At 57.8% G+C, this 16,248-nt stretch carries 21 protein-coding genes and 1 pseudogene; 13 read left to right on the top strand and 9 right to left on the bottom strand.

What is annotated here, in order from left to right; genetic code table 11:
* Window positions 1–92 precede the first annotated feature (92 nt).
* The 13 genes from pth (at window position 93) to C4J94_RS03610 (ending at window position 9,270) form a co-directional block, all read left to right on the top strand.
* Window positions 93–677: an aminoacyl-tRNA hydrolase gene (pth, locus tag C4J94_RS03670; protein WP_003188350.1), complete on the top strand. Its 585-nt coding sequence runs from the start codon at window positions 93–95 to the stop codon at window positions 675–677.
* Window positions 678–698: 21 nt separating this feature from the next.
* Window positions 699–1,799 carry a redox-regulated ATPase YchF gene (gene ychF, locus C4J94_RS03665; protein ID WP_057725888.1) on the top strand — a complete coding sequence of 367 codons (1,101 nt, stop codon included), beginning with the start codon at window positions 699–701 and terminating at the stop codon, window positions 1,797–1,799.
* Window positions 1,800–2,112: 313 nt separating this feature from the next.
* Window positions 2,113–3,036: a sigma 54-interacting transcriptional regulator gene (locus tag C4J94_RS03660; RefSeq protein ID WP_124385025.1), complete on the top strand. Its 924-nt coding sequence runs from the start codon at window positions 2,113–2,115 to the stop codon at window positions 3,034–3,036.
* 184 nt (window positions 3,037–3,220) lie between these two features.
* Entirely contained in the window at window positions 3,221–3,421 is a 201-nt protein-coding gene (locus C4J94_RS03655) for a hypothetical protein (protein ID WP_124385024.1), read from the top strand.
* A gap of 114 nt (window positions 3,422–3,535) precedes the next feature.
* A complete protein-coding gene (locus C4J94_RS03650; RefSeq protein WP_124385023.1) occupies window positions 3,536–3,901 on the top strand; it encodes a type III secretion apparatus protein RspB in 366 nt (121 codons plus the stop codon).
* A 5-nt stretch (window positions 3,902–3,906) separates the two neighbouring features.
* Window positions 3,907–4,707, top strand: a complete 801-nt coding sequence (gene sctJ / locus C4J94_RS03645) for a type III secretion system inner membrane ring lipoprotein SctJ (RefSeq protein WP_124385022.1) — start codon at window positions 3,907–3,909, stop codon at window positions 4,705–4,707.
* Between the two features lie 13 nt (window positions 4,708–4,720).
* Window positions 4,721–5,269, top strand: a complete 549-nt coding sequence (locus tag C4J94_RS03640) for a type III secretion protein (protein WP_124385021.1) — start codon at window positions 4,721–4,723, stop codon at window positions 5,267–5,269.
* An 11-nt stretch (window positions 5,270–5,280) separates the two neighbouring features.
* A complete protein-coding gene (sctL, locus tag C4J94_RS03635) occupies window positions 5,281–5,874 on the top strand; it encodes a type III secretion system stator protein SctL (protein WP_124385020.1) in 594 nt (197 codons plus the stop codon).
* 68 nt (window positions 5,875–5,942) lie between these two features.
* On the top strand, window positions 5,943–6,161 hold the full coding sequence (locus C4J94_RS03630; RefSeq protein ID WP_124385019.1) for a type III secretion protein: 219 nt from the start codon (window positions 5,943–5,945) through the stop codon (window positions 6,159–6,161).
* Window position 6,162: 1 nt separating this feature from the next.
* A complete protein-coding gene (locus C4J94_RS03625) occupies window positions 6,163–6,555 on the top strand; it encodes a type III secretion protein (RefSeq protein WP_124385018.1) in 393 nt (130 codons plus the stop codon).
* Window positions 6,556–6,569: 14 nt separating this feature from the next.
* Complete coding sequence (sctC, locus tag C4J94_RS03620; protein ID WP_124385017.1) at window positions 6,570–8,702, top strand: type III secretion system outer membrane ring subunit SctC; 2,133 nt, start codon at window positions 6,570–6,572, stop codon at window positions 8,700–8,702.
* On the top strand, window positions 8,699–8,902 hold the full coding sequence (hrpT, locus tag C4J94_RS03615) for an HrpT family type III secretion system protein (protein WP_124385016.1): 204 nt from the start codon (window positions 8,699–8,701) through the stop codon (window positions 8,900–8,902). The genes sctC and hrpT overlap by 4 nt, the downstream gene beginning before the upstream one ends.
* 2 nt (window positions 8,903–8,904) lie before the next feature.
* On the top strand, window positions 8,905–9,270 hold the full coding sequence (locus C4J94_RS03610; RefSeq protein ID WP_124385015.1) for a transcriptional regulator: 366 nt from the start codon (window positions 8,905–8,907) through the stop codon (window positions 9,268–9,270).
* On the opposite strand, the gene sctU is transcribed toward C4J94_RS03610, so the two are convergent.
* The 9 genes and pseudogenes from sctU to C4J94_RS03565 form a co-directional block, all read right to left on the bottom strand.
* The gene (gene sctU, locus C4J94_RS03605; protein WP_124385014.1) at window positions 9,271–10,368 is read right to left on the bottom strand and encodes a type III secretion system export apparatus subunit SctU; all 1,098 of its coding nucleotides are present in this window, start codon (window positions 10,366–10,368) and stop codon (window positions 9,271–9,273) included.
* Window positions 10,365–11,153, bottom strand: a complete 789-nt coding sequence (sctT, locus tag C4J94_RS03600) for a type III secretion system export apparatus subunit SctT (RefSeq protein ID WP_124385013.1) — start codon at window positions 11,151–11,153, stop codon at window positions 10,365–10,367. The genes sctU and sctT overlap by 4 nt, the downstream gene beginning before the upstream one ends.
* A 10-nt stretch (window positions 11,154–11,163) precedes the next feature.
* Window positions 11,164–11,427 (bottom strand): type III secretion system export apparatus subunit SctS, encoded by a 264-nt coding sequence (gene sctS / locus C4J94_RS03595; RefSeq protein WP_124385012.1) that lies wholly within the window; start codon window positions 11,425–11,427, stop codon window positions 11,164–11,166.
* A 7-nt stretch (window positions 11,428–11,434) separates the two neighbouring features.
* Complete coding sequence (gene sctR, locus C4J94_RS03590; RefSeq protein WP_124385011.1) at window positions 11,435–12,088, bottom strand: type III secretion system export apparatus subunit SctR; 654 nt, start codon at window positions 12,086–12,088, stop codon at window positions 11,435–11,437.
* Window positions 12,085–13,100, bottom strand: a pseudogene (locus C4J94_RS03585) (FliM/FliN family flagellar motor switch protein). Before C4J94_RS03585 ends, sctR begins: the two are co-directional and overlap by 4 nt.
* A complete protein-coding gene (locus C4J94_RS03580; protein ID WP_124385010.1) occupies window positions 13,097–13,555 on the bottom strand; it encodes a type III secretion system HrpP C-terminal domain-containing protein in 459 nt (152 codons plus the stop codon). The pseudogene C4J94_RS03585 and the gene C4J94_RS03580 overlap by 4 nt, the downstream one beginning before the upstream one ends.
* Complete coding sequence (locus tag C4J94_RS03575) at window positions 13,552–13,980, bottom strand: YscO family type III secretion system apparatus protein (protein WP_124385009.1); 429 nt, start codon at window positions 13,978–13,980, stop codon at window positions 13,552–13,554. Before C4J94_RS03575 ends, C4J94_RS03580 begins: the two co-directional genes overlap by 4 nt.
* Complete coding sequence (locus C4J94_RS03570; protein ID WP_124385008.1) at window positions 13,967–15,325, bottom strand: FliI/YscN family ATPase; 1,359 nt, start codon at window positions 15,323–15,325, stop codon at window positions 13,967–13,969. The genes C4J94_RS03575 and C4J94_RS03570 overlap by 14 nt, the downstream gene beginning before the upstream one ends.
* Window positions 15,322–16,221 carry an FHA domain-containing protein gene (locus C4J94_RS03565; RefSeq protein ID WP_177413471.1) on the bottom strand — a complete coding sequence of 300 codons (900 nt, stop codon included), beginning with the start codon at window positions 16,219–16,221 and terminating at the stop codon, window positions 15,322–15,324. The genes C4J94_RS03570 and C4J94_RS03565 overlap by 4 nt, the downstream gene beginning before the upstream one ends.
* Window positions 16,222–16,248: the final 27 nt, after the last annotated feature.

The raw sequence follows: 16,248 nt of genomic DNA, 5'->3' as shown, positions 1-16,248 counted from the left end.
TTTACTCTTGAGTAAATGATGTAGTGTCGTTCACTTTCGCCGCACTGCGGTCTGGCGATCTTATCCACAACTCCAAAGGAAGGGCCCCTGTCGTGACTGCCATTAAACTGATCGTTGGCCTGGGAAATCCAGGCGCCGAATACGAACAGACCCGGCATAACGCGGGGGCCCTTTTTGTTGAGCGCATCGCCCACGCCCAAGGCATCAATCTCGTGGCCGATCGCAAATATTTTGGCCTGACCGGGCGTTTCTCGCACCAGGGTCAGGATGTTCGTCTACTGATTCCCACCACCTACATGAACCGCAGCGGCCAAGCTGTGGCGGCGCTTGCAGGCTTCTTCCGGATCAAGCCCGAAGAAATCCTGGTGGCCCATGACGAACTGGACTTGCCACCCGGCGTTGCCAAACTCAAGTTGGGCGGCGGGCATGGCGGCCACAATGGCCTGCGCGACATCATCGCGCAGCTGGGTAATCAGAATAACTTCTACCGCCTGCGGCTCGGCATTGGCCACCCAGGCGTTGCCAGTATGGTTTCAAATTTCGTCCTGGGTCGTGCGCCACGCGCCGAACAGGAAAAGCTCGATGCCAGCATCGATTTTGCCCTCGGCGTGCTGCCGGATATCTTCGCCGGTGAATGGAACCGTGCGATGAAAAACCTGCACAGCCAGAAGGCCTGACTTTTACCGAGGGGAAACACCATGGGATTCAATTGCGGCATCGTCGGCCTGCCCAACGTCGGCAAATCCACCCTGTTCAACGCCCTGACCAAGTCCGGTATTGCGGCGGAGAACTTCCCCTTCTGCACCATCGAGCCCAACAGCGGCATCGTGGCCATGCCTGACCCACGTCTGGCGGCATTGGCGGCCATCGTCAATCCCAAGCGCATCCTGCCGACCACCATGGAATTCGTCGACATCGCCGGCCTGGTCGCCGGCGCCTCGAAAGGTGAAGGCCTGGGCAACAAGTTCCTCGCCAACATCCGTGAAACCGATGCCATCGCCCACGTAGTCCGCTGCTTTGAAGATGAGAACGTGATTCACGTTTCCAACAGCGTTGACCCCAAGCGTGACATCGAGATCATTGACCTGGAACTGATCTTCGCCGACCTCGACAGCTGCGAGAAGCAGCTGCAGAAAGTCGCGCGCAACGCCAAGGGCGGTGACAAGGACGCAGTGGTCCAGAAAGGCCTGCTGGAGCAGTTGATCGCGCACTTCACCGAAGGCAAGCCTGCGCGCAGCCTGATGAAGAACATGAGCACCGACGAAAAAGCCGTGATCAAGGGCTTCCACCTGCTCACCACCAAGCCTGTGATGTACATCGCCAACGTCGCTGAAGACGGCTTCGAGAACAACCCTTTGCTGGACGTGGTCAAGGCCATCGCCGACGAAGAAGGCGCGATCGTAGTCCCCGTGTGCAACAAGATCGAAGCGGAAATCGCCGAACTGGATGACGGCGAAGAAAAGGACATGTTCCTCGAGGCCCTGGGCCTGGAAGAGCCTGGCCTGAACCGTGTGATCCGCGCCGGCTACGAAATGCTGCACCTGCAGACTTACTTCACCGCCGGTGTCGAAGAAGTACGTGCCTGGACCGTCAAAGTCGGCGCCACCGCGCCGCAGGCCGCTGGTGTGATCCACACCGACTTTGAAAAAGGTTTTATCCGTGCGGAAGTGATCGCTTACAACGACTTCATTCAGTACAAGGGTGAAGCCGGTGCCAAGGAAGCCGGTAAATGGCGCCTGGAAGGCAAGGAATACATCGTCAAGGATGGCGATGTGATGCACTTCCGCTTCAACGTGTAAGAGTTACCTGCGGTTGATACCGAAAAAAAGCCGATGCATTTGCATCGGCTTTTTTGTGGGCATCTGTATGACTCGCCTTAATAAGAAAGACCATTAAACCCAATCCCAAACGTGTGCAGAAAACTCCTATTCAAAAACACTCTTTTCAATAAAAACATTTTCAACACAGTCACAAGAAAACTTATCCTACGCCATTTAAGTAATTACCCACTCTAAATACTGGCAACAACTCCTATAGACTTCGATGTACTGAACCCAGGCCTGTGCTCCTAGTTCAGCAGTGAAGCAATAACAATGATGGAGTAATCATTCAATGTCGGCCTTCGACCACATGGAAAATGAAACGGACATTTCACTCGTTGAAGACCCCTATATTAAAAAGATCTTGTGCAGCACAGCCACCCTGAACATTGACATTTTGCTGCTGGGAGAAACCGGCACTGGCAAGGATACCTTGGCGCAACGGATTCATCGGCTTTCGGGACGGCGGGGCAGCTTCGTCGCTTTGAACTGTGCCGCCATCCCTGAAAGCCTGGCGGAAAGCCAGTTGTTCGGTGTCAACAGCGGGGCCTATACCGGGGCGCTACAATCACGGGCAGGCTCTGTCGAAGCCGCGCATATGGGCACACTGTACCTGGACGAAATTGACAGCATGCCTTTGAGCCTGCAGGCCAAGCTGCTGCGTGTGCTGGAGTCGCGTGGCGTGGAACGCCTGGGTTCGACGCGATTTATCCCGGTGGACATGCGTGTCATCGCGTCCGCCCAGCATTCGCTATTCCAAATGGTTGATCAAGGCGCTTTCAGGCGCGACCTGTATTTTCGTCTGAATGTCATTAACGTCCAGCTTCCGGCGCTACGAGATCAACGCGAACGCATCATCCCTTTGTTCTTGAAAATGATCGAAGAAGAAGCGGTGCGCTTCAACTGCACTGCACCGCCGCCTTCGGGGGCGCTGCTGCAGCAACTGCTGTGCCATCCCTGGCGAGGCAATGTGCGCGAGCTGAGGTCGACGGCAAAACGCTTCGTCCTGGGCTTGCCGCCGTTTTCAGACACCATGCAATGCGCGACTGATAGCCAGCCTCACCTTAAGGCACGCATGCAGCAAATCGAAAAAACACTGATTGAGGAGTCGTTGCGTCGTCATCAGTACTGTGTAGATAAAGTTGCGGTAGAGCTAGGGGTGGCCAAGCGGACGTTGTACTACCGGATGAAGCAGCTGGAAATACATCAGGAATAAAGCAGTCCTTTACGATCTGCCGCTTCAGAAACATCCAGAAACCTGTAATCGAATTTTATATGGAACGCCCTGCACTTATGTGCCACATATTCAGTGCCAACGGTAATTTGTAAGGAAACCTGAAAATCCTTCCAACGTCATGCTGGCATCACGTTCATTTTAACCCGACACATGGAGTACTGTTATGAATCCAGTCAGCAACTATTCTGGCTCACAAAACGCCTATTACAACACTCAAAACTCAGTCGGTTCTGGCGCAGGCGGCGCAGGCCAGGCGGAAAACAACTTCGATCAAGGGGAAAAAATTAACGACTACACCACCAAGAAGCAACTTGAAGCCAAATTGATATCGGGTATCAACCAAGCTGCTAAAGGTTTCCAATAAGAACGACTTACCTCTCCGGCCTATCAGCCGGAGAGGTAACCCTCTCGGTACAACGGGTGGTTGTGGCGACTCCCTTCAAAACCAATATATAGCCGTTAACTCAATGGGCATCTCATGCAAATAACCCGCAAGCTCTCCGAAGAAGATGCAGGTTTCGATTCCGCCGACATCACGCGAGCCCCGTCGACGTGTCAGGGAGACGCCTGTTTCTTTACATCAATGCTAGACCCCGCCTCCACGACGAGTACGTTCGCTGGCGAAGCGTATAGTTCTCCCGTACTGGCAGAAGCTGTCGCCCCCTTGAAAGACTCGAAGAAACGCATGGCAATGTTACTGAAATCAACCAACAAAGAGCTGGACATAGAAAAGTTCAGGAAATTCCCAAGTGTATTATCCAATATTCAGCTGACGTCCCAGCTGTTAGTCAAGTGCCTTGCCAAGACCACACAAGGCATCGAAAAAATATCCAACTTGCAATAGCGATCATGAAACTTATCCCCCCTATTGCAGTGTTCGTGGTTATTGCACTCCTATTGAATGGGTGCAGCGACCGTGTCGAACTTCACCGCCAACTCTCAGAACAAGAGGCTAATGAGGTCATCGCGGAATTGGCAGACAAGCATATTCGCGCACAAAAGGTTCCGGCTAAGGATGGTGTGGTCGTAACAATCAACACCAGCGACATCGGGCGCGCGGTGCGCACGTTGGAGGCAGCCGGCCTGCCCAGAGTGGCCAGAACCACGCTGGGCGATACGTTTCGTAAAGAGGGTGTCATTTCCACGCCCCTGGAAGAACGTGCGCGCTACATCTATGCGTTGTCACAGGAACTTGAGGCTACGCTTTCCAATATTGACGGAGTCATCGTCGCCCGCGTGCACGTGGTATTGCCGGAACGCATTGCGCCCGGTGAGCCGGTCCAACCCGCCTCCGCGTCAGTGTTCATAAAACATGACCCACGCCTGGATCCCGACAACATCAGCGCACGCGTCCGCCGGCTAGTGGCCAGTAGCATCCCTGGCATGGCCACCGCCATCGACAATCCGCAAAAACTCAGCGTGATATTCGTACCCGCCGCCGCTTATCAGGAGCAACAACGCCTAGTGTATTTTGGTCCGTTCCTGGTGCCCGACGAGGATCTCGGTCTATGGCGAAACAGCGTAACCATTTTCCTGCTCGCAGTGATGGCCGCTATTGGCGCCACGGTGTATGTCTACCGTCAACGCCAGCGTTTTGTGCCTGAACCACTTGCCGTCAGCGAATTGAGCGGTACGGCTCATGACATCTAGCAACGAGCTGTCAGTGAGTGAACACTTGGCTTGGGCCCAATGGTGGGCATTTCCCTGGAAGTATGCCCATGGCGACTGGGTTGGCAGCCAGTACTCTACGATTGAAGCGCTTTATCAGAGCGGGCGCCGGGTGCCGGGCCACCTTATGGATATAACAGCCTGTCTACCCCCGGCTCCGCAACCCACGGTGCTGCGCCTGGCCCTCTCGTCAAATGCGCAACTGGGCCTGGCGTTATCGCTGGTTCACGACACCTTCAATCCCGAGGCCGTCCGATCCTTGAGCGACAACCATCAGCAGTGGTGCATACGTCTTTCCAAGGCGCTCCCGCCTGCCATGCTGTCTCCCGAGGACGATCCGTTGCGACTCCTTCATAGCTGGCTCGACCCCACTATCTGGCAACGCATCAGGTTGCGCTTCGCCCGTGAACGCGCGAATGAAGTTGAAAAGAGACATCTGTACCTGGAGAACGCGAGCAGCCGATTAGACACGCTCTGGCAGGCGGTGGTCTGGCGCGTCACGTCATTGCCAGGCGAACCGATAGCCCCTGGATTGAACAGGTAGAGAGATCAACCATGTTATGCCGATGTGTCATTGAGCTGTTCAGAGACGTGCCTGGGCTCCCACGCAGCGTGATTCCAAGAGAAGAACTTGCCAATTGGAGGCAGGCAGAGCTGCTCTTGAAGGACGCCAATGAACAAGCCGAACAACTGCTGAGCCTGACGGAAAAAAAATGCGAAGCGCTACGCGAAAAGGCGTCGCTGGAGGTTTGGCTACGCGCCGATGCCCAGCTCAAGCGATGGGAGCGTGACCGTCAAGCCATGTGCGAGAAGCTCGAACAATATGCCAGTGCGATTACCAATGAAGCGCTTCTTCGCCTGCTCGATGAGACGGTCGCGCCCGCCAGGCTGGTCGCCCTTCTTAATCAATTACTGACGATCCAGGTCCCGGAAGTCAGCGCAACCCTACTCTGCCACCCGCATGATATGAATGAGATAAAACAACATCTTGCCTATCAAAAAACCACTGTTTGGAAACTTCACGCTGACGAGACAATTATTCCCCAAACACTGGTTTTGAAAACGGACGAGGGAGACTTTCGTATTAGCTGGAACTCTATGCTCACTTCATTTTTTAAACGCTGCGAAGCGATAGCGCCCATCGCCTAATTCCAAACGACTCAAGTGTTAGCCGCTGGCGAATAACAATCCAAACAACGCTAAACAGAGGAATAAGTATGAGCACACCTAGGACTCTCTCTTCTCAAGCACTAAAAAACGCCGACTCTGCTTATAAAAGCTATGACTCTTTTCCTATCGAAGACATGCAAGGAGAACAAGATGCCGAGCTGTTCTATAGCTTAACTAAGCAGATGACCGTCACCAATGCGCTTTTTACCGAAAACCTACGAATTGAGCATCAATCTCTGAAAACAACCATTGAAAGTTTTCAATAACATGCAAATTCTTATCCGTGATTGGTTAAACCGTCGCGAACATCAACTCACGTTAGTGGAAGGTGACGACGAGATCACTCTGAAACGCCAGGACGCTTTCATTCTGATGGCCGCCCAGTTGACATCGACACCTTCAGATAACGCGACCTTACTCACTTGGCTGCGCTTGGGCGCCGCCAGCTTGAATGTTTTCCAGGGCGCATTGGCTCGAAAAGCGGACAGTGGCGAACTTTGGCTCATTCAAACCCTGCGCGATGAAATGGCAGAGGCGCACGTGCTCGCCTGCCTTGAGACCTTGCTCGACCAACGCGACATATGGCGTGCAACGTTCGTACGCCTGGGCCGCCCGGCCCAGCCTAACAGGCCCACTTCGCTACGTTCACTGCCGTATTAACCAGAGAACTCCCTATGTATAACAAGAACCACAAGCACCAGCGCTTGCGCCAGGATTTGCCTGGCGCTCCAACCAAACGAACGTCTTGGTACAACCTGCTTCTGCTCTCGTGTTTGCTGACGCCAGTGCAAAGCGCGCTGGCCGCCATTCCACCTGAGTGGAAAAACACTGCCTATGCCTATGAAGCCGAACATAAACCTCTACGAGAGGTGCTTGAGGACTTCGCGCAGACTTTCGGCACGCAATTGCAAATCGAGGGCCTGCTGGAAGGTGATGTCAACGGCAAAATTCGCGCGAACACGCCGCAGTCACTGCTGGACAGACTGGGCGTTGAGCATCGCTTCCAGTGGTATCTCTATAACAACACCTTATTTATCAGCACACTGGACCAACAGGAGTCCGCGCGCCTGGAAGTCTCTTCCGAGACGGTTTCCGACCTCAAGCAGGCGCTCACCGATATTGGCTTGCTCGATAGCCGATTCGGCTGGGGCGAGTTGCCGGAGGACGGCATTGTTTTGGTATCCGGCCCCAAAAGCTATATCGAACAGATCAAGCAATTCAGCAGCCAGCGTCGCTCTGCGGATGAAAAACAGAGCGTGCTGACGTTCCCACTGAAATTCGCCAATGCCGCAGACCGCCAAATAGAGTATCGCAACGAAAAAATCGTTATTCCAGGCGTCGCCAGCATGCTGCGCGGGCTGTTGGAGCCGCGCTCTGCCACGACGCTTTCCGGCCTGGCTCAACGCTCCCCGTCCCAGTCCCAGCCCGCTCCTATCACGCCCAGCTCTGCGCGCCTGGGCAACCCGCTGCTGGGGCAAATGCTCAGCGCCCCTGCGCCCCCGGATGCCGGCATGTCGATTACGCCTCGGGCGCCAGTGGGCACCAGCCGGATCCGCGTCGAGGCGGATGTGCGTAATAACGCCATCCTGATTTACGACTTGCCGGAGCGACAAGCGATGTATCGCGAGCTGATCAGCCAACTTGATGTGGCGCGCAAGCTGGTGGAAATCGACGCGATCATCCTCGACATCGAGCGCACACAATTAAATGAATTCGGTATCAAGTGGGGCTTTCAGAACAGCCGCTTCCGTGGCGGCGTCAACATGGCGCCCGGTACCGCGTCGCAACTATCGATCGGACGCCGTGATCGCTTTTATGCCGATATTCGCGCGTTGGAATCACGTGGGCTGGCCACCATGGTATCCAACCCCTCAGTGCTGACCCTGGAAAACCAACCTGCGATCATTGACTTCAACCGTACTCAATACCTGACTGCCGGCACCAGAAACGCGACGATCCTGCCCATCACCGTGGGCACCAGTTTCCAGGTGGTTCCCCGGGTGATCACCAGTCGGGGCGGCCATCAGATCCATCTGGCGATAGACATCGAGGACGGTAACTTTGACGAGTCCAACCCCGAACGTATTGGCCCGGATGTACGCCGGGGCAAAGTCAGCACCCAAGCCGTAATGGCAGAAAAACGTTCGTTGGTGGTGGGTGGGTTCCACGTCACCGAAAGCACCGATAAACAAAACAAGGTCCCCGTGCTGGGGAACATACCTTTGCTGGGCAAGGCACTGTTCTCCTCGACCGAACGACAGAATAACCGGCGTGAGCGGCTGTTCATCCTGACCCCACGGGTGATCGGCGATCAGTCGGATCCTTCACGCTATTTGCCTCAGGACGATCAGGTCGAACTGCAGGCTGCGCTCAAGCCACTGGCGCGGCGCTACGCCCCCCATCAGCCGGTGATTAACCGCAGCGACATCACCAGCACTCTGGCGCACCTGGTCAGTGGCGAAGTGCCCAAGACGTTCAAAGCCGAGCCGATGCCGCTGGGGCTGAATACGCTGTGCAGCACCCGCGACTTGCTGGCGCTGAATACCGAACGCAGCCAGTGGTATGCAGGCCCGCAATACAACGTGGCGGTGGTGGTGCTGCGCAACCAGTTCAAGCGCAATGTGCGCATCGATGAGAAGGAATGCAGCAATTCACAAACGCTGGCGGTCACCGTATGGCCGCGTGCCTGGCTCAAGCCTGGTGAAGAAGCTGAAGTGTTTATCGCCATGCGTCCGGTCATCAAGGATGAACATCTGAGCGAGCCACGCCCTTCCCTGCTCACCCCAACCCGGACGACCTCACCATGAACCACCGACTGATGCATGCCACCCTAATGGCTGCCGTACTGCTTGTTACCGGTTGCACACCGACCTGCAAAGGCGACTCCTGCTCACGCCCACAATCGAGCAAAGACAAGATGGTGGTCTGGTGGCCACCCCAGATGCGTGTCGAACCCGGTCCTGCCGGCGAACGCTCGGACTACCAGACGATATCTTTGGAGCGTTGAACATGGAGGCAGCGTCAGACGTTTATCTCAAGCGCCAGATGCTCATCGACAACCTGGTGAGCGGGGGCTGCGCTCATCAGCAGTTGTGCCAGGGCGTCACATTCGGTTCCTGCGAGGCCGGCACCCGCAAGGGTATTACATTGCAAATCGCGAGCATGGCCCTGCAGTCCGGACAATTGGAACGGGTACTGGAACGTCGTTTTGAACAGGCGCTGGCGTTTGACGGCTGCTATATCTATCTGGACAAACAGGGCTCACTGATTATCTGGCACGCCCTGCCTACCGAACGCCAGTCCCTGGACAATATCCTCAGCCGGATGCTGTCTCTGGCCAACTTACAAGCGCTGGACCTGCTGGTTACGCGCTGATCAGCGCTGCGCAAGCTCCGGCAACGTGAGGGTTTCACGCTTGGCTTCATCGTCTAGCTCACGCAAGGTACGGTAGATCAACGCCACGGCTTGCAACGTCTCGCGGGGAATCGGCGCGCCGATCTTTTTCTCGTAGATTGTGCGGGCCAGCCACACGCACTGAATGACCGGAACATCCGCTGCCTTGGCGCGATCGATCAGCTTGCGCGCCTGTGCATCCGTGCCCTTGGCCACCAACTGCGGCAACGGCGTCTTGCCGCGACGATAATACAAAGCGACGGCAAAATGAGTCGGGTTGACGACCAACATGTCCGACTCCTCAAGCTTGGGCAACTTGACCTTGGGCTCTTCCTGAGCCAACTGGTACGCCAGCGAGCGGCGCTGCCCCTTGACGTGAGGGTCACCCTCCATGTCCTTGTATTCCTTGACCACTTCGACCTGGGTCATGCGCATGCGCTTGGCAAAGAAGTACTTTTGCAGGGTCAGGTCGGTCAGTGCCAACACCAGCAGCAATCCGATACAGGCATGGAGCAGATAGCGAAACAGCGCAATCAGCGCCAACAGGTAACTTTGCAGATCGCTGTTGGCCAGGTTAATCAGGGTGCCCAGAGAGGGCCAGACCACCAGGTACACAATCAGCCCCAACAGAAACGCCTTGGCCACGCTCATCAACAGGTTCATCACCGACTGGGCGGAGAACATTTGCTTGAGCTGGCTCATGGGATTGACCCGATTGAAATCGAGCTTGAGGGCCTCCGGGGCAAACAGAAAGCCGATCTGCATCCAGCTGCTGATCAGCTTTGTGGCAATCGCCACCCCGACCATCAACAGGGCGAACGATAAAAATACCGTCACTCCATCGAACAGCACTTCTTCCAGCGCTCGCACAAAGGGCTGATTGATCCGTGAGATCGGTAACACCATCAGTTGTTCGAAACGTTGCAAACTGCGTTGGGCGGTATACAGCGCGATTTCGCTGATAGCGGCCTGCACCAGCAACTTACCCACGTCCTGGCTCTGGGAGACCTGGCCTTTCTTACGCTGGTCACGCAGCTTTTTGGCCGAGGCAGGGTGTTTTTTCTCTCCTGAGTCACTCATGGCATCGCTACCTTGAACAACAGCCCAAGGGAATGCTTGAGGTCACCCAGCAGGCTCATGCGCCCGACGATCAAATCTTGCAACAACGCAAAATACAGCAAGAGAACACCAATACCCACCAGGCTCTTGACTGGCGGAGCCAGCGTACTCACCTGCAATTGCTGGCTGTAGACCCCCAGCAGCGCGATGCCGAACTCCAGTAATAGCAACACGGCAATGAAGGGCGCGGCGTAAAGCATCATGTGCATGAACGTATCCCCGAGCAGCGCAATAAATACGCTGAACCCATTGGGCCCCGGCAGCGGGAACCACACCGTCGGCGGCCAGATCAGGTAACTGTCCCAGATCACCTGGGTCAGCGCGCCAAGCCCCAGGCTGATCATCAACAGAAAAATCGCCAGCTGCTTGAGCATGTGCCCGATGGGCGTCGCATCCGGGCCCAGCGATGGGTTGAGCTGGCCTCCTGCCAACGCGCCTCGCTGGTTATCCAGCAGCGCGCCCACCGACTCGAACATCCAGAACGGCATCGACAGCAACACGCCCAGCAACACCCCAAGGGCCGCCTCCTTGAGCGCCAGGGCGGCGAGCATGAGCGCCGAGTAATCCAGCCCCGCCAATGCGCCATGGATGCCTGGCGCGGGGATCAGCGCAATGACCATCACGATCGTGTGCCGGGGCATGCCACGAATATGTTGAAAACTGAAGGCCGCGACCAGTAACGCGCAGGGATAGATGCGCGCCATGGCGATCACCAGACTGGGCAGGAACTCAAGATACAACAGCACAAAAGCAACCTCAGTGGAGGGCCGAGCGGCCGATCATGTCGAACGTCAGGTTGATCAACTGGATCAACTCCACGCCGATCCAGCGTCCGGTCATGATCAGCGTGATTCCCACCGCCACCAGTTTGATGCCGAACGGCAGCGTCTGGTCCTGCACCTGCATCAGCGCCTGGATCAGCGAGGTCAGCACGCCCACCACTACGGCCACGATCAGCGGTGGTGCGGTCAGTACCACTACCAGCAACATGCCCTGCTTGAACAATACGATCGGGTCCATGGTCGGCTCAGAGATAAGAAAGGAACAGGCTGTCGAGCAGCCGCGACCAGCCGGACACCATCACAAACAGCAGCAATTTGAGCGGCAGGGAAATGGTCATGGGTGAAACCATCTGCATGCCCAGCGCTAATAAGAGGTTGGAGACAATCAGGTCAATCACGATAAAGGGGATGTAGATCAGGAAGCCGATCTCGAACCCCGCCTGCAGTTGCGACAACACATAGGCAGGAACCAGCAGGATCAGATCTTCACGCTGGACCTCCTGGGCCATCTGCGCGGGCCAGAGGCGGTGGGTATTCTCCAACAGGTGGGTGAGCACGTCTGGGTCGACATTGCGCAGCATGAATGCACGCAACGGCTTGATGGCCTCTGCGCCCGTCTGCAGCACCGTCTGCACATTGCTCGTGTCCAGCGGAGAAACCTTGAGGCTTTCTGCGATCTGGTAGCCCACCGGCGCCATGATAAACAGCGTCGCGGCCAATGCGATGCCGTTGATAGCCATGCTTGGCGGCACCTGCTGCACGCCGATGGCATTGCGGGTAATCATCAGCACAATCACGATCTTCAAAAACGATGTGCAGATGATCAACAGCATGGGCATCAGCGTCAGCGTGGCAAGGAACAGTGCCAGAACGAGGGGGTCCAGCCCCTGAAGTATCATCGACCGAAAAGCACGCGCGACAGCTGCAAGCCCAGGCGGCCGTCGACTTCCACCAACTGCCCCTGCCCAATCGGCCGATCGCCGTAGTACAGGCCTGCCAGGCCAGGCGCGTAACCAGCAATGCCCAGCACCGAGCCTGGCCCCAGATTGCGCAATTCGCCCAGCGTGAGGTTCAGTGTGCCGCAGCGAACGTTCAGCGCCATGCTCAACTCGTCAAAGGGCTCGTGGCCAAAGATATCCACCACCGGCTCATCCTGCGCATCCTCGGAGTAGGCATGCGCTGCAAAATTGTCGTCCACAGACGTGTCCTCGATAGAAGAAAGAGTCAGGCACATAGTCCCGTTTTCATCGTCAATAACGCCCCGCAGCCGGTGCCTGCCCACCTGGACATACCCGCTGCCCTGCGCCTGAAAAAGCGCGAGTTCGGGAACCAGCACATCACCGGCGCGCAGGCCGCGCACTTGTGCAATGGTCAGGCGCATGCGCCCCAGGGTGACGGCAACCGCCAGTTGGAACCGCGCTGGCAGCGGGGCTGCGATAGAGCACCATGGGGCGGCCTCGCACAACGCGAGCAAAAACTGTCAGGCGCCAGCCACACATAGCCCACCACCCGCGACGCTCCCAGGCTCACGCTGAGCCGGCAACCGAACCCCGTGGGGCGGTCGGTGTCCAGAAGCCGCACGTACCCGAACAGGGCACTTATCTGCGGGCTCAGGTAGTGCTGAAGCAAGGCCCAGAACCAGGAGTCCGGATCGTTGCCGGCCTGGGCCAATGTCACCGGGCACTCGCCCATCAAGCTCAATTGCGGCCCTGGCTCGCTGAGCGCCAATACCCCACAGGCGGTTTCGAAGCACAACGATTGAACGCCAAACGGCTCAGTGCCAGGCTCGAGGCGCAATTCACCACGCTGCTCGGCAACCTGGAACGGTAGACGCAACCCGCGTCCCAGCCGCCGCCGAGCAGCCACTGCATCGGCCCTGACACTGGGCAAGGCCAGAGATGGCAGCATCATGCCGGTGCCGAATTCGCCACGCACAGCTCCACCGGCAATGCCAGGCTTGCGGCGAGCCTATGCTCACATTGGTGCCGTACGCCGCAGAGCCAGCTCGTCGTCGCTTTCTGCTGTGCCTCAAGCTCGATGTTCCATCCAACCCTTTCCCGTCGAATACGCGCGTTGATCCGCCCCAGACGTGGCAAGTACATGGCCACCGTCAGCGGCCACGTTGAAACGCTTTGCAGCCGAGGCACCAACTGCTCGGTCAACGCCTCGACCATGGCGAGATCGCCGGATGCCTTGGTGCCGGCCTGTGAGGCGCTGCGGCCCGAACCCTGTTCGTCATCACCGAACAACCGGGTAAAGAGCTGCCGTTGCTCCCAAGGCACAGGAGCGCCCACCTCGTGGACACGGTCTTCGCGAGAATCACGTCGACGGTGGCGTTCAGGCGTGTTGGCTGAAATGGACGTCATATCGATTCCTGCGTGAGTAAATTGGCCAGTTCCTGGAGTTTTTCGACTTGGCGCAGGCACGCGGAGACGTGCTTCTGCGCCATACCTACCTCTACTTCACGCTGTTCCTGCTGCCCTTGCAGCTGTTGCAACTGGCCTTCTTCACGCCGGGTGCCCGCAGACAGGCTTTGTTCCTTGCGGTTCCAGGACTTCAGCGCCTGGAAGCTCACGACCTGCCCCTGGTGTTCGCTCAACAGTTGTGCGCATTGCCGAGCCTCTTCCTGGCGGGTGTGCTCAAGCAGGTCTTGCGCTTGCTGGATATGCACCACCAGCGCTTGCTGGGATCGCTTGGCCTCGCGCAGCGCACGCTCGGCACGATCGGCGCGGTATCGACGCAAACGCCGCAAGGTTTCGATCTCACTCGGCAACGATTCAGAATGGGACATAGGCAGTCAGCTCCGTCAGTTGGGCCATGGTCGTGTCGATCGCGCAGGGCTCACGCAAGTCCTGGCGCAGGAAGCTATCCACCGCCTGGCGGCTGTCCACCGCCATATCGGTCAGGGCATCGTTGCCCGCCTGGTACTCGCCCAGCTTGAGCATCAGTTCGATCTGCTGATAGGCCGATAACAGCCGCCGCAGTGCGGTACCGGCGTGGATATGCCGAGGCTCGGCGACATTGGTCAGAATCCGCGACAGGCTGGCCAGCACATCAACGGCCGGGTAATGGCCACGCTCGGCCAGCTTGCGTGACAGCACGATGTGGCCGTCCAGCAGCGAGCGAACTTCATCGGCTACCGGGTCATTCATCGAGTCCTGCTCGATCAGCACCGTGTAGATCGCGGTGATCACGCCCTCACGCGTCAACCCGGCGCGCTCCACCAGGCGCGGCAACAGGCTGTACACCGAAGGTGGCAGACCACCACGCCCCAGCGGCTCGCCCGCAGCCAGGCCGATCTCACGCTGCGCCCGCGCAAAACGCGTCAGCGAATCGATCAGTAACAGCACACGCAGGCCCTTGCGCCGAAACCCCTCGGCGAGCGCCGTCGCGGTAAATGCCGCGCGGGCGCGTTCCATGCTGGAACGGTCGGAGGTGGAGCACACCAGCACCGCCTTGGCACGCAGCTGGTCATCCAGTTCATGGTCAAGAAACTCGCGTAACTCACGACCCCGTTCGCCGATCAAACCGAATACGATCACATCGCACTCCACGTTCCGGGCGATCTCGGCCAACAAGGTGGTCTTGCCACAGCCTGCGCCCGCAAACAGCCCGACGCGCTGGCCTTCACCCAGCGTCATCAGGCCGTCGATCGAACGCACACCGGTAGCCAGAGCGCGGTTGATCCGCGGCCGCTCCGTGGGTAACGGCGCCTCGCACAGTACGGGGGTCGCATCGGGCGTATCCGCTTCGGCGAACGCACTGGGCCCGTTGCCGGCAATCGGCCGGCCAAAGCCGTCCAGCACCTGGCCCAGCAAATCATCCCCCACGCGAACCCTGTGCGGCACGCCAAGGCGCTCTACGCCGGCGCCCACGCTCACGCCTTCCAGATTGCCCAGGGCACTGAGCACCGCGTCCTGTTGATCGAAGCCAATAATTTCGGCAAGCATGTAATCGCCAGGTTGCTTTTCAACCTGGCACAGATCGCCAATGCGTGCCTGGGGCAGCCGGCACTGCATCAGCATGCCGTTGACGCGCTGGATGCGACCGCGCATTGTGACCGGCGCAAAGCCGTCCAACGTCGCCAATTGTCGGCGTTGCCAGGCCTCCAGGCGCTCTTGCAACGAGCCGCTCACCAACGCACCTCATAGCGCTGCGCCCCGTCGAACACCACTTTGCTGTTATTGATCAGCACCAGGCGCAAACCATTCACTTCGTCGCCCACGAACAGCCGGGTACCCTCGTCCAGCACAACATGGCCGTTCGGGCCGCTGACGATCTGTACGATCTTGAACGGCAATGCGCCGTCGCGCGTGCGTACGCGGCTGATCACCGGCACAGCCGTTTCGAACTGCCCGGCAAATCGGTCGAGCATGCGCGCAACCAGATCCGCGTCCTCCTGGGAAACATCACCGGTCAGGGAAATCTGGCCATTGATAACCTGCAGGCTGACCCGTGAGGTCAACTCCCGCTCGCTGAGCATCTTCAACAGCTGCTGGCGCACCTCGAACGGCGAGCCCAGTTCGGGCTTTTGAATCACTGGCGGCATCAGCGATGCCTGCGCCTTGCGCTCTCCACTGAAGATAATGCCGGCTGCTGCAATGAGCACGGCGAACGCAAGCACCAGACTAAGCAAACGTTTTTGCTGGGACGATGGGATCGATGACAGTTTCAACGTGAGCGGCGCCTGGCCCGCAGCCTCAGGAGCGGGTGCTGCAAGCACGGGTACCGGTGGCCAAGGCTGATCGGCAGGGCTGACGCACAAGCGAACGGAGCCGATCGAAAAGACCATGTTCAGCGCAAGCTCGCCGATTTGCGCCAACACTTGCCCATTGCTGTCTTTAAGCAGCCCTGCCTCGGCCTGTACCGACCAACAGCCATCGGCCAAGTGCAAGCGTGCGTGATGCTCGGCAACCCCGGGATCGTTCAACAGCAGATCAGCGTCCGGGTTGGCACCCAGGCTCCACTGCTCACCAAACAACGGCAGCGCGGCGCCCTGATGCAAACCATCCAACACCCGCAGCTCGAACATCATGGGGCCACCCTCGATCCGCATAAG

Source organism: Pseudomonas sp. R5-89-07 (assembly GCF_003851685.1).
Taxonomy (GTDB): Bacteria; Pseudomonadota; Gammaproteobacteria; order Pseudomonadales; family Pseudomonadaceae; genus Aquipseudomonas.
Note: the sequence above shows the minus strand (reverse complement) of the source record. Positions and strands in the feature narration are given on the sequence as shown.

What these genes read in the sequence shown, in the direction of transcription:
- ychF (WP_057725888.1), top strand. Translation starts at nt 699, where the DNA reads ATGGGATTCAATTGCGGCATCGTCGGCCTGCCCAACGTCGGCAAATCC.
- C4J94_RS03660 (WP_124385025.1), top strand. Translation starts at nt 2,113, where the DNA reads ATGTCGGCCTTCGACCACATGGAAAATGAAACGGACATTTCACTCGTT.
- C4J94_RS03655 (WP_124385024.1), top strand. Translation starts at nt 3,221, where the DNA reads ATGAATCCAGTCAGCAACTATTCTGGCTCACAAAACGCCTATTACAAC.
- C4J94_RS03650 (WP_124385023.1), top strand. Translation starts at nt 3,536, where the DNA reads ATGCAAATAACCCGCAAGCTCTCCGAAGAAGATGCAGGTTTCGATTCC.
- sctJ (WP_124385022.1), top strand. Translation starts at nt 3,907, where the DNA reads ATGAAACTTATCCCCCCTATTGCAGTGTTCGTGGTTATTGCACTCCTA.
- sctL (WP_124385020.1), top strand. Translation starts at nt 5,281, where the DNA reads ATGTTATGCCGATGTGTCATTGAGCTGTTCAGAGACGTGCCTGGGCTC.
- C4J94_RS03630 (WP_124385019.1), top strand. Translation starts at nt 5,943, where the DNA reads ATGAGCACACCTAGGACTCTCTCTTCTCAAGCACTAAAAAACGCCGAC.
- C4J94_RS03625 (WP_124385018.1), top strand. Translation starts at nt 6,163, where the DNA reads ATGCAAATTCTTATCCGTGATTGGTTAAACCGTCGCGAACATCAACTC.
- sctC (WP_124385017.1), top strand. Translation starts at nt 6,570, where the DNA reads ATGTATAACAAGAACCACAAGCACCAGCGCTTGCGCCAGGATTTGCCT.
- hrpT (WP_124385016.1), top strand. Translation starts at nt 8,699, where the DNA reads ATGAACCACCGACTGATGCATGCCACCCTAATGGCTGCCGTACTGCTT.
- C4J94_RS03610 (WP_124385015.1), top strand. Translation starts at nt 8,905, where the DNA reads ATGGAGGCAGCGTCAGACGTTTATCTCAAGCGCCAGATGCTCATCGAC.
- sctU (WP_124385014.1), bottom strand. Translation starts at nt 10,368, where the DNA reads ATGAGTGACTCAGGAGAGAAAAAACACCCTGCCTCGGCCAAAAAGCTG.
- sctS (WP_124385012.1), bottom strand. Translation starts at nt 11,427, where the DNA reads ATGGACCCGATCGTATTGTTCAAGCAGGGCATGTTGCTGGTAGTGGTA.
- sctR (WP_124385011.1), bottom strand. Translation starts at nt 12,088, where the DNA reads ATGATACTTCAGGGGCTGGACCCCCTCGTTCTGGCACTGTTCCTTGCC.
- C4J94_RS03580 (WP_124385010.1), bottom strand. Translation starts at nt 13,555, where the DNA reads ATGACGTCCATTTCAGCCAACACGCCTGAACGCCACCGTCGACGTGAT.
- C4J94_RS03575 (WP_124385009.1), bottom strand. Translation starts at nt 13,980, where the DNA reads ATGTCCCATTCTGAATCGTTGCCGAGTGAGATCGAAACCTTGCGGCGT.
- C4J94_RS03565 (WP_177413471.1), bottom strand. Translation starts at nt 16,221, where the DNA reads ATGTTCGAGCTGCGGGTGTTGGATGGTTTGCATCAGGGCGCCGCGCTG.